Raw genomic sequence first — 11,795 nt, 5'->3', positions numbered from 1 at the left:
CCCAAGGCCCCCGCGCCCGCAGCGGAAGGCCCGGGCGAGTGGATGAAGAAGGCGTACGGCGGCCAGGACATCCAGGCCACGCTGGAGACGAACCAGGGCCCCATCGTCGTGCGGCTGTTCTCCAAGGACGCGCCGAACACGGTGTCCAACTTCGTGGGGCTCGCCACGGGTGAGAAGACGTGGACGGACCCTCGCAACGGTGAGCGCGTGACGGGCAAGCCGCTGTACGACGGCGTCGTCTTCCACCGCGTGATTCCGGGCTTCATGATTCAGGGTGGAGACCCCACGGGTTCCGGCCGGGGTGACCCGGGCTACCGCTTCGCGGACGAGTTCCAGAGCGGTCGCACGTTCGACAAGCCGGGCCTGCTGGCCATGGCCAACGCGGGACCGGGCACCAACGGCAGCCAGTTCTTCATCACCACGTCCACGCCGAGCTACCTCAACAACAAGCACACCATCTTCGGCGAGGTGGTGAAGGGTTATGACGTCGTGGAGAAGATCTCCAAGGTCGCCACGGGCCCGGGCGACCGCCCGGTGGACCCCGTCATCATCCAGAAGATTACCCTCGCGGACGCGGCCGGCGCGCAGTGATGGACCGACGCAACCTCCGACTCGTGTCCACGCGCCTGGGCGAGTTGGACTGCCAGGTGGTGGACGGGCTCGCCGAGGGCACCGTGCCGGACCTGGCGGTGATTCTCTGCCATGGCCTCGGCGCCGCGGGGACGGACCTGGTGTCGCTGGTGCCGGAGCTGATGGCCATGGAGCCGGTGCTGGCGGAGCGCGTGCGCTTCGTCGTTCCCGCCGGCCCCCTGACGATGGCCCAGTGGGGCATGCCCCAGGGGCGCGCCTGGTTCCACCTGCCCGAGGCCTTCATGCGCGGACAGATGCGGGATTGGGAGGCCTACTCGAAGGAAGTGCCCGAGGGGCTTCCCGCCGCCCGTCGAGCCCTCATGTCCGTGGTGGACGCGTTGTCGACCACGTCGAAGCTGCCCTATGGACGCATCGTCCTGGGCGGCTTCAGCCAGGGCGGCATGGTGACGACGGACGTGGCCCTGCGGCTGGAGGAACGGCCGGCCGGGCTGTTCATCCTGTCGGGCACACTCATCGCGGAGGCGGAGTGGAAGCAGAAGGCCCAGGCCCGGCAAGGGCTGCCGGTGTTCCAGGGCCACGGCCGTCACGATGACGTACTGCCCTTCGCGACGGGCGAGCGGCTGCGCGACGCGCTGGTGCAGTCGGGGCTGTCCGTGGACTTCTTCCCCTTCGATGGACCGCACACGCTGGACGTCGAGGAACTGGAGCGGCTGGCCGCGTTCCTGAAGGCGCGGCTGGGGGACTGAGGCATGTACCACGCGAAGGAGTTCACGGTGCCCACGCAGGGGCGCGGCTTCACGGACATCACCCGGGACGTGCAGCAAGCGGTGGCGGACAGCGGCGCGAAGCAGGGCCTGTGCACCGTGTTCCTCCACCACACGAGCGCGTCCCTGATTCTGTGTGAGAACGCGGACCCCGACGTGCGCCGGGATTTGGAGTCCTTCTTCGCGCGGCTGGTGAAGGACGGGGACCCCCTCTTCGTGCACGACGCGGAGGGGCCCGACGACATGCCCGCGCACGTGCGCACGGTGCTCACGCAGAACTCGCTGAGCATTCCGGTGAAGGACGGCGCGGCGAGCCTGGGGACGTGGCAGGGCGTCTACGTCTGGGAGCACCGCGCCTCGCCCCACCGCCGACGCGTCACCGTGTCGGTGGTGGGCTGAGCGTCAGCGCAGTCCGCGCGTGCTGGCGACGACGCGCACCTTGCGCTCCTTGAGGGGGATGCGCGCCTGCCCCCGGATGCGCACCCAGGAGCCGGGCGATTCGGGCGTGGCGTGCACCATGGACCAGCCGGTGGGGACCTCCGGCGCGGCCCAGCCGTAGAGGGCCCGAGCGTCCCTGGGCGCGAGGTTGACGCAGCCGTGGCTCATCGGCTCGCCGAAGCGGTCATGCCAGTAGGCGGTGTGCAGCGCGTAGTCTTCCTCGAAGAACATGGTCCACGGCACGGTGGCCACGCGGTAGGTGTCATTGCCCGCGGTGCCGTTGCCCGTCATGTCGGCCTCCGCGAATTTGATCCACACGCGGTAGAGGCCCTCGGGGGTGTCCGTGCCGGGCTTCCCGGAGGAGATGAGCGTGGCGTAGACGGGGCGCTCGCCCTCGTACGCGACGAGCACCTGGGCATCCAGGTCCACGTCGAGCCATCGCGCGCCGGGCTCCACACCGGGGGGTGCGTGGGTGAACCAGGCGACGTGGAGGTCCTCGCGCGCCACCCAGTGGTCCTCCGCGATGAGCACCCAGTTGCCGTCGGGAGACAGCTCGCGCACGGCCACGAGGGTCCGAGGGGGCAGCACCGTCTCCCGAGCGGCCTTCGCGTCCGGGGCCACCTTCACCTCGATGGGCGCCGTGGGCTTCACGCGCGACTGGGCCCAGGCGAAGGGCGAGGACAGCTCCGACAGCTGGTCCGCGTCCACGCCGACGAAGGCGGAGGGCCGGTACTCGCGCAGGACGCGGGCCTCCAGGTACTGGCCATCCGTCGTGCGCCAGAAGGTGCGTCGACCCACGCGCACCTGTCCGCGCAGCTGCACCGTCACCGAGCCCTTCAGCAGCACACCCCGTCTGCGCGAACGGGCCAGGGCGAGGCTCGGGTAGGCGCGCACGCGCTTGCCCACGACGCGGGCATAGGTGCCGGGCGTCAGCTCGCCTTCGCGCAGGCGGGGCAAATCCCTGACGCGAGGCTCGCGGAAGTTGCGCTCCAGGTAGCGCTCGCAGACCCAACCACGGGGCTGGATTTCCACCCAGGTCTCGCACTCGGGGCCGCGCATGGCCGTCTCGCCCTTCCAGAGCACGCGCATGTCCTGGGCCACGGTGCCCAGGGGAGGCGCGTCCTGACGAGGCGCGGAGCGGACCGCGATGGAGCGCCGCACGCGCAGCGAGCCCGCGTCGGGCTGATAGGGAATCGCGACGGGCTCGGTGCCCGCGTCAGCGCCGCTGGCAGTGGGGGTGCCGGAGGTGTCTTCGTCGGGCTCCAGGGATGGGTCGTCGAGCACGAGGCTGGTGTCCTCCAGCGGCTCACCATCCGGGCCGAGCACCAGCTCCACGCCCGGGTTCCGCTTGTCGGGGATGACGACGAGCTGCTCGGCGGGTGGAGGCGGTGACTCCTCGGGGTCCACGATGGGGGCGTCCTCGTGGCGCTCGGGCTTGGGCATCGCGCTGAGCGCGGGGTCGATGGCGAGCGAGGGCTCGTCGTGCGCGGAGGAATCGTCCTCCGAGTCGCGGGAGTCCGAGCCTGGACGCGCGGCGGAAGCCGGACGCGAGGGTCCCCCATCCGTGTCGAGCACGGGCGCGGTCCGATTCCAGGCGGCGAGCAGGTCTCCGGGAGTGGAGGCCACGGGAGCCTGGCTTCCCGCCACTCCGGACCGTGGCGTGCCACCGTCTTCCGAGCCGACTGTCTCAGCGGAGGTGAGCCCGTTCGGCACGGGGCCATGAGCGGGCACGGCGGCATCTCCCGCGGGAACCGTCGTGCCCGCGACCTGAGCACCGTTCGCCCCCGCGGAGGGCGACACCACACCGGGCCGAGCCTCTACCGTCGGAGCCGCTGGACTGCTTGGGACAGTCGCTCCCGTGGGAGGCGACACCGTGCTTCCAGCGACGGTCGGAACCTCTGCCATGGGAGACACAGCACCCCCTTGGATGGTCGCGCTCGACGTCGGAGATATCGAGCTTCCCGCGACCGTCGGAGGCTGAGCCGAGGGTGCCACCGGAGTCGCTTGGACACTCCCGCCCAAGGGAGGCGACACCGTGCTTCCAGCGACGGTCGGAACCTCTGCCATGGGAGACACAGCACCCCCTTGGATGGTCGCGCTCGACGTCGGAGACATCGAGCTTCCCGCGACCGTCGGAGGCTGAGCCGAGGGTGCCACCGGAGTCGCTTGGACACTCCCGCCCAAGGTCGGAGACATCGAGCTTCCCGCGACCGTCGGAGGCTGAGCCGACGGCGCCGCTGGACTGTCTTGGACACTCCCGCCCGAGGTCGGCGCGCCAGCGCCTCCCGCCACGGTCGAGGGCGCCACTGGACTCCCCTGGACGGTCGCATCCGCAGGAGGCGACACCGGGGTTCCCGCCACGGTCGGCGCTTCCGTGGGGAGAGACGACGGGACTGCTTGCTTCCCTCCTCCCTCTTGGACGAACTCCGTGGGCGCGGAGGGATTGCCTGTCGTGGGGAGGGACGGGCTCGGCGCTACACCTTCAACGGGAGAGGGGGAATCCTCCGTCTTCGACGAAGGCGTGCAGGCGATTCCAGGCAGGAGAAGGGCGAGCTGAAGCCAACGTCGCATGTGGACGACACGGTACGAGGGCTCGCCCGCTTGCTCAACGTCGTCCGAGGTGGGGCCGCCTGCGCGCGACTCCGCGCGGGTGCGTAATCCGTGCGGTCCTGACGGTGGATGTCACATGCAACGGAATGGAGGGGCCCTGCCCGTCTCCCGCACGAGAGGAATCCCCTATGGCCCCGGATACCCCGAGACATGTCTCACGTGAGACATATCCCGCGTCACTCGGCCCCGCGCTCCTCGAGCCTACCGGGAGGTGGAGCGGCTGCGTCGCGGTGCCTTCCTGGTCGGGAGTGGCGAGGAAGGAGCCACGCTCGCTCCGGCGGTGATGAGCCGCAGCTCCGCGAGTGCCACGCGCACATGATGCGCGAGCTCGTGCTTCTTCGTGTCCTCGACCCAACGCTCGAACGCGCTCTTGAAGATGGCGATGCCCGCTTCGGCGACCAGGTTGGCCACCGTCTTTTCGACGCCACGTCCCCGGAGGCTCTCCGCCATCGCCGAGGCGAGTGACGCGAGTTTGATCAGCTCGCGCTCCCGAAGCTCCGCGTGCGCCAAGATGAGCGGTTGCCGCTTGGATGCGTGCGCACGGCGCTCCTCGAATCCCGGCGAGAGGGCCTCGAGCGCGGCGGCGACAACATCGATGGGAGCCATCCCTTTCGGAGCATCCGCGATGGCGTTGACGATGAGCGCCTCGAGTTCCTTCGAGCGCGAGAACAGGACCTCTCGCTTGTCAGCGAAGTAGCGAAAGAATGTCCGCTCGGTGAGCCCCGCACGCGCGGCGATCTCCTCCACCGTCGTGCGGTCGTACCCGCGCTCCTGGAACAGCTGCATCGCAGCGTCTTGCAGGCGTTCGAGCGCGTTCGGTTCCCAACGACCCATGGCGCCACCCTACCTGATTGCAGCGACTGACATCAGGTGTTAGAAGTCATGTCAGCTTCTGACATCGGAGGTTCACATGCGCGTCTTTGTCACGGGTGCATCGGGGCACATCGGTTCCGTGGTCATCCGCGAGTTGCTCTCGGCCGGCCACCAGGTCGTCGGGCTCGCCCGCTCCGACTCCTCGGTCGCCGCCCTGAGGTCCGCTGGCGCGGAGGTGCGGCGAGGCAACCTCGATGACCTCGAAGGTCTGCGGGAGGCCGCTGCCACCGCGGATGGCGTCATCCACCTCGCGTTCAAGCATGACGTGGCCTTCACCGGCGACTACGCGGGTGCGGTGATGGCCGACCTCCGCGCCATCGAAGCGATGAGCGCGGTGCTCGAGGGCTCTGGCAAGCCGTTCGTGGGCACGGCGGGGACGCTCGCGCTGGCTCATGCCGTGCTCGGTCGCCCTGGCACCGAACATGATGCGCTCGCGGGCGGCCCCCGCATCGACGCGGAGAATGCGGTGGTCGCGCTCGGAAAGCGCGGCGTCCGGTCCTCCGTCATCCGCCTCGCGCCGACGGTACACAGCTCGCTCGACCATCAGGGCTTCGTCCCGTCGCTCATCGCCATGGCACGAAAGAACGGCTTCGCCGCCTACGTCGGGGACGGCGCCAACCGCTGGCCGGCGGTGCACACGCTCGACACTGCGCGACTCTACCGATTGGCGTTGGAGGTCGCGCCCGCGGGCTCTCGCATCCACGGGGTCGCCGAGGAAGGCATCTCTTTTCGCGACATCGCCGAGGCCATCGGCCGTGGCCTCGGACTACCGGCCAGGAGCGTCTCGACTGGAGATGCGAGCAATTACCTCGGCTTCCTCGCCGCCTTCGCCCAGCTCGACAACCCCACGTCCAGCGCGCACACGCGCGACCTCCTGGGCTGGCAGCCGACACATCCGGGGCTGCTCGCCGACCTCGCCGAGCGCCACTACTTCGAGCCTGCGCCCTCCGTGTGACACGAGGCGCGATGAACGCGAGCCCGGCGCAATGAGCGCGAGCCCGGCGCGATGAGCGCGCGCCCGACGCGATGAACGCGCGCCCGACGCGATGAACTCTCGGCGCCCCGGACCGTGGCGTTGCCCGGAACGAGGGCACCGGTTCAGCGCAGCAGTCCGATGACCTCCGCGGGGAACGCCGTGCCGGAAGGCCAGAGCACGTAGGCCGCGCCCCGCGAGTGCTGCCACGCGCGCCAGAGTTCGTCGCGCTTGTATGTCACGGACACCGTCTCGTCGGTCTTGAACGCGGGGTCATTGCACACGACATCGCCTTCGGGCGTGAAGCCCTTCAGCACGATGAGATGCCCATCCGAGCTGCGCACGGGCGAGCCGGTGAGCTCCCCCTCCTCGTAGGCGATGCTGATGCTGACCGGAATGCCCGCGGCGATGAGCCGCTCCACCTGCGCGAAGCCATCCAGGCGCAACACCGCGCCGTGCAGCGCCCCGTCACCGATGGCGGAGGCATACGCCGTGTTGAAGGCCCAGTTGCCCGTCCCCTTGTAGACCCAGTCATAGGTCCGGTCGGCGGACGAAGGCACCGTCGTGGTCAGCTCGGGCCGCCCCAGCTTCCGCCCCCAGTACCCAAGCAACATCGTGGTGGACGTGGGCGAACACCACACGGGGCCACCCTCGGGGTACAGCATCTGCGAGTGGCCGGGCACCTCCAGCACGGTGCCCCAGGCCGCCCGGTCCGACGACGCATCCGCGACGACACCTTGCTTGTCGCTCACCGCCGCCGTCAGCGCGCGAACCCGAGGCGTGGCCTCCGGCTGCGACGAGAACAGCCACACCGTCATCCGCAGCGCATCCGCGCGACGCTTGAGGTTGAGCGTGTCCGTGTACACCTGACCGTCCGCGTCCCCCTGCCCGTCCACGCTGTGCCGGGCCACGGGCACCTTGTCGAAGGCCCACACGCCCAGCTCGTAGTCCTTCGTCCAGGCGCCCTCGATGCGCGCGGCGAGCGTCACCTTCACCCAGGTGCCCGGGGGCGTCTGCGCATCGAAGGACGGCACCACGCTGGTGAAGCCGCCCGGCACGAGCTGGACCTCGGAGACGGCGCTCCCCAGCCGGTAGGTTGCCTCGTGATAGCGCGTGCCACCGTCCTCGTTACGTCCCGTGGGAACGGGCACGCTGTCCGTCCGCGCCGACGCGTCCAGCACCAACGCTCCATCCCCGGTGAGCGCGGTGCCCTCGCGCGTGAAGCGCTCGAAGTCGCGCTCCACGGCGCTGCGCCGCCACAGTCGAGCCGGGGGCCCCGGCTCGTCCGAAGGTGAGTCCTCACGACCTTTCTGCTGCGAGACACAAGCCGTCTGCGTGGAAGCAAGGAGAAGAGCCAGCGTCGACAGGGAGCGCGCGTTCACGGCGCGGAGTCTGCGAAACCGGCCCCACCCAGCACAAGGCGCATCGCAGCGTTGGCGCACTCCACCGACGTGACGTCATGCGCCCACGACGTTCATTCTCAGGCGCAGCGGAATGACACGCACCGAAGGGTCCTCACCTGAACGGTGACGAACCAGGCGGTCGCCACGGCACGCAAGGCACCGCTCCGACTCCCTCAGGCAGTGTCGAAGCCGCGCATCCCGCTTCGCCGCCTCTCGGAGCCCCTCACGAACGCTGCCTCCGAGCCATGCGAGGCACCGCTCCGACTCCTTCAGGCAGTGTCGAAGCCGCGCATCCCGCTTCGCCTCTCACGAACGCTGCCCCCAAGCCATGCGAGGCACCGCTCCGACTCCTTCAGGCAGTGTCGAAGCCGCGCATCCCGCTTCGCCTCTCACGAACGCTGCCTCCGAGCCATGCGAGGCACCGCTCCGATTCCCTCGGAGGCAAAGCACCGCCGACTCAGCCGGACGGCGGCGACGCCTCTCGGCCCTACGACTCCGCCTCCGCGCCCGACGCCTCCAGCAGCTTGTAGAGCGTCTTGCGGTCCACATCGAGCAGCCGAGCCGCCTCGCTCTTGTTGCCACCCACCGCCTGGAGCACGTGCGCCGCGTACCGCCGCGACAGTTCCGCGAGGCTCGGCATGTCTCCCGCCAGCCCCGTCAGTCGCTTGGGAGCATCGCCAATCGGCTCCGGGAAGTCCTGCGGACCCAGCACGCCCGTCACGTTGAGCGCCAGGGCCCGCGCCACCACGTTCTCCAACTGCCGCACGTTACCCGGCCAGTCGTAGGCCGTCAGCCGCGACATCGCCTCCGACGTCACCACCGGGCTCACTCCGCCCCGCGCATGTCGCGACGCGAAGTGCACCACCAGCGCCGGGATGTCCTCGCGCCGCTCGCGCAAAGGCGGCAGGTGCAGGTGCACCACGTCCAGCCGATACAGCAGGTCCTCGCGGAACACGCCCTCCGCCACCCGCTCCTTCAAGTCCCGGTTCGTCGCCGCGACGACGCGCGCGTCCACCTTCACCGGCACGCTCTCACCCACGCGCCGGATTTCGCCCTCCTGCAACACGCGCAGGAGCTGCGACTGCACCTTCATCCCCACGTCGCCAATCTCGTCAAGGAACAGCGTCCCGCCATTCGCCTCCTCGAACACACCCCGCCTCGCGCCCGAAGCGCCGGTGAAGCTGCCCTTCGCATGGCCGAACAGCTCGCTCTCCATCAACGATTCGGTGATGGCGCCGCAGTCCACGGGGATGAACGGACCGTTGGAGCGGGGCGAGCGATTGTGCAGCGCCCGCGCCACCATCTCCTTGCCCGTGCCCGTCTCACCCGTAATCAGCACCGGCACGTTGCTCGCCGCCGCGCGGGCCACCTGCTTGTACACCTCCAGCAGCGCCGGGCTGCGCCCCACCAGCGCGCTGCGGTCCACGTGCTGGCGCAGCGAGCGGTTCTCCTCCACCAACCGCTTCTGCTCCAACGCCCGCCGCGCCACGCGCAGAATCGCGTCCACGTCGAAGGGCTTGGCCAGGTAGTCGAAGGCCCCCAACTGGATGCTGTCCAGCGCGCCCTCGATGTTGCCGAACGCCGTCACCACAATCACCGGCGTGTCCGGAAGGTGCGCCTTCACCTCCTGCAACACCTTGAGGCCATCGCCCGGCTCGGGCATGGCCATGTCCGTCAGCACCAGGTCGAACGAGCCCTCCGCCAGCTTCTCCTGCGCCGCCTTCGGGTGCGCCGCCTGCGACACCGCGCCCAGGGGCCCCAGCAACCGCTGGAGCAAGTCCCTCGCCTGAGGGTCATCGTCCACGACGAGGATGCGGGATGTACTCATGAGGCCACCTTGCGATTCGCGGAAGCAGTGGACGACTCCACGGACTCGACGGTGCTCCCCACCGTCGGCCGCGTCACGCGCGCGAAGCGCACCACCACGCGCGTGCCCTTCCCCTCTTCCGAGCGCACCGTCAACGTCCCACCGTGCGCCTCCACCACGCGCTTCGTGGTGGCCATGCCCAACCCATGCCCTGGCAACGAGCGGACTTCCGGCGCGCGGAAGAACGGCTGGAACAGCGAGGCCATCGCCACCGGCCCCATGCCGATGCCGTTGTCCACCACCTCCAACACCGCGTCCGTCCCCTCGGTGGACACACTCACCGTCACCCGAGGCTCCGGCCGGCCCGCCGTGTACTTCACCGCGTTCGTCAGGAGATTGCGCGCCGTGACTTGCAGCAACTGCCCCGGACAATCCACCGCCACCCCCGCTTGCAGCGTCCGCTCCAGCGCCACGCCCTGCGCCGCCGCCGTCTGCGCCACCTCCAGCAGCACCGTCGTCACCGCCGTGTCCAGCTCGCCCACGGTGCGCTCACCGCGCGTGCCCGCGCGACAGAAGCGCAGCAGCGCTTCAATCAGCTCACCCATGCGCACCGCGCTCGACTCGCACTGCGCCAGCATCTCCAACGCGCCCGCGTCCTTCACCGCGCCCGTGCGACGGATGAGCGTCAGGTAGCCCTTGAGCGGCGCCAGCGGACTGATGAGGTCATGCGCCACGCGACGCGTGAAGGAATCCAGCTCCTCGTTGTGCCGCCCCAGCTCCGTGAGCTGCCCCTGAATCGTCGCGTCCTGGCGCTTGAGCAGCGTGGTGATGTGCCACCCCACCAGCATGGACAGCAGCATCGCCAGGAGCGTGGTGCCCGCGCCCAGCGCCGTGTTGCGCACGCGCAGGTCCGCCAGGCGCCCCACCAACCGGCGCGCCTCGTTCGCGTTCTCCTCCGACAGCGAGCCGCCCAGCGCGTCCAATTGCGCGGCCACCGGACGGATGCGCTCGGCCAGATGCCGGCGCGCCCGGTCCGCCTCGCGCCGCTGGGAGAACACCGCCGCCGCGCGCACCTGGTCCGCCAACCCCTGGCAGGCCGCGTTGAAGCGCTCCCACACCGCCTTGTCGCCCGGCGGCAGGTTGCGCGTGTACGCCTCCGAGGCGAAGCGGATGTCGGTGAGAATCTCCTCCATCACCGCGTCCGCGGCCTTGCGTTCGGCGTCGTCCGTGGCGCGGATGTGCGCCTCGATGGCGGACTCCAGCGACAGCGCGTCCACGCGGATGCGGCCAATGAGGCTGGCGCGCTCGAGCGCCTCCTGCACCAGCGCGTCCACCTGCGTGCCCGTGCGGACCTCCGTCCACAGCGTGAAGGCCGTGACGGCGGACAGCAGGGCCACCACGAAGAAGAAGCCTGCGCGATAACCGCGAATGGACGTGCGGGAGCTCACCAGGGTCCGACCTCTACCACGGCGGCACGGGCCCGAGGACCCAGCCCTCCGTCAAGGCACCGCCGTCCCGTCGCCTGCTTCAGGGGCGTCCGGCTGCCGGGCCGACGGCAGCCGCCGCCGCGCCCGCTCCAACGCTGACTCATAGAAGACGTCGGAGAGCTGCTCGTGCATCTCCCGCAGCTCGTTCAGCTCCCGCTCGCGCGCGAGCAGCTGCGTGTTGTGCTCCTCCAGCGCGTGCCGGTCCGCCTCCGTGCGCACCAGCTCCTCCATCAGCGCCAGCCGGCCCTGCTCCACCTCGGCGCGCTCCTGCGTCAGCCGCTCGATGGTCGCCTCCAGCGCCGCCAGTCGCATCGCCACCGCTTCGGTGCGCTCGCGCTCCACCTGGTACTCGCGCTGCCAGCGCAAGGTCTCCTGGACCTGCGCCTCCAGGCGCTCAGGCGTGATTCGCGCGCACCCCGTCGCCAGCCACGCCACAGCCGTCGCGAACCACAGGAACCGCATACACCGTCTCTCCCGCGCCGCGGTCGCGAGAGATTCGCGACGACGCGGTGCCACGGGCCCATACCCTCTCGCCGAGGATGGGCGCGAAGCTTGCTCAAGTGCCCCGGTGTCGTCAAAGCGACAAGTGCCTGTCTGGGGAGCAAGCCCCCAATGTTGGAGCTTCAACTGAGGAGTTTCTCCCCAGCGTCCGGCCCGCGAGCGCCGCGCCTCACTCGGAAGAGGCCGCTGGCACGCGTGCTGCTCAAGCGCCTGCCCGCTGATACGGCGCAATCTCGCGTCGTCCCCCCTCAACGGAGCTTTCCATGAAGACCGTGTTCGCCGCCGCCCTGCTCGCCGCCGCCACCGCGTTTGCCAACACCCCGGCTCCCGCCGCCGCCCCCGCCGCCG

General features: G+C 70.0%; 10 protein-coding genes. 4 read left to right on the top strand and 6 right to left on the bottom strand.

Annotated features, from left to right (window positions below; genetic code table 11):
- The 3 genes from HR086_RS38700 to HR086_RS38690 form a co-directional block, all read left to right on the top strand.
- Positions 1–591 (top strand): peptidylprolyl isomerase (locus tag HR086_RS38700; protein WP_254626631.1); only part of this gene is annotated, 591 nt, incomplete at its 5' end.
- Positions 591–1,337 (top strand): alpha/beta hydrolase, encoded by a 747-nt coding sequence (locus HR086_RS38695; RefSeq protein WP_174468127.1) that lies wholly within the window; start codon positions 591–593, stop codon positions 1,335–1,337. The genes HR086_RS38700 and HR086_RS38695, both read left to right, overlap by 1 nt.
- A gap of 3 nt (positions 1,338–1,340) precedes the next feature.
- The gene (locus HR086_RS38690; protein ID WP_141647429.1) at positions 1,341–1,754 is read left to right on the top strand and encodes a secondary thiamine-phosphate synthase enzyme YjbQ; all 414 of its coding nucleotides are present in this window, start codon (positions 1,341–1,343) and stop codon (positions 1,752–1,754) included.
- Between the two features lie 3 nt (positions 1,755–1,757).
- Here the strand turns inward: HR086_RS38690 and HR086_RS38685 are convergent, their stop codons facing one another.
- Both HR086_RS38685 and HR086_RS38680 read right to left on the bottom strand, forming a co-directional pair.
- Positions 1,758–3,419, bottom strand: coding sequence for a L,D-transpeptidase family protein (locus HR086_RS38685; protein ID WP_371823410.1), 1,662 nt, complete (start codon positions 3,417–3,419; stop codon positions 1,758–1,760).
- Positions 3,420–4,604: 1,185 nt separating this feature from the next.
- Positions 4,605–5,189, bottom strand: a complete 585-nt coding sequence (locus HR086_RS38680) for a TetR family transcriptional regulator (protein ID WP_306663471.1) — start codon at positions 5,187–5,189, stop codon at positions 4,605–4,607.
- Positions 5,190–5,313: 124 nt separating this feature from the next.
- On the opposite strand from HR086_RS38680, the gene HR086_RS38675 reads away from it, so the two are divergent.
- Positions 5,314–6,231, top strand: coding sequence for an SDR family oxidoreductase (locus HR086_RS38675; RefSeq protein WP_174459676.1), 918 nt, complete (start codon positions 5,314–5,316; stop codon positions 6,229–6,231).
- Between the two features lie 143 nt (positions 6,232–6,374).
- On the opposite strand, the gene HR086_RS38670 is transcribed toward HR086_RS38675, so the two are convergent.
- The 4 genes from HR086_RS38670 to HR086_RS38655 form a co-directional block, all read right to left on the bottom strand.
- The gene (locus tag HR086_RS38670; protein WP_174454649.1) at positions 6,375–7,631 is read right to left on the bottom strand and encodes a peptidase C39 family protein; all 1,257 of its coding nucleotides are present in this window, start codon (positions 7,629–7,631) and stop codon (positions 6,375–6,377) included.
- 508 nt (positions 7,632–8,139) lie between these two features.
- On the bottom strand, positions 8,140–9,480 hold the full coding sequence (locus HR086_RS38665) for a sigma-54 dependent transcriptional regulator (protein ID WP_141647433.1): 1,341 nt from the start codon (positions 9,478–9,480) through the stop codon (positions 8,140–8,142).
- A complete protein-coding gene (locus tag HR086_RS38660) occupies positions 9,477–10,910 on the bottom strand; it encodes an ATP-binding protein (protein WP_174460424.1) in 1,434 nt (477 codons plus the stop codon). Before HR086_RS38660 ends, HR086_RS38665 begins: the two co-directional genes overlap by 4 nt.
- Before the next feature lie 48 nt (positions 10,911–10,958).
- Complete coding sequence (locus tag HR086_RS38655; protein WP_141647435.1) at positions 10,959–11,408, bottom strand: hypothetical protein; 450 nt, start codon at positions 11,406–11,408, stop codon at positions 10,959–10,961.
- Positions 11,409–11,795 lie beyond the last annotated feature (387 nt).

Source organism: Myxococcus sp. CA039A, from assembly GCF_013336645.1.
Lineage (GTDB): Bacteria > Myxococcota > Myxococcia > Myxococcales > Myxococcaceae > Myxococcus > Myxococcus llanfairpwllgwyngyllgogerychwyrndrobwllllantysiliogogogochensis.
This window is presented reverse-complemented; position numbering and strand designations above follow the sequence as displayed.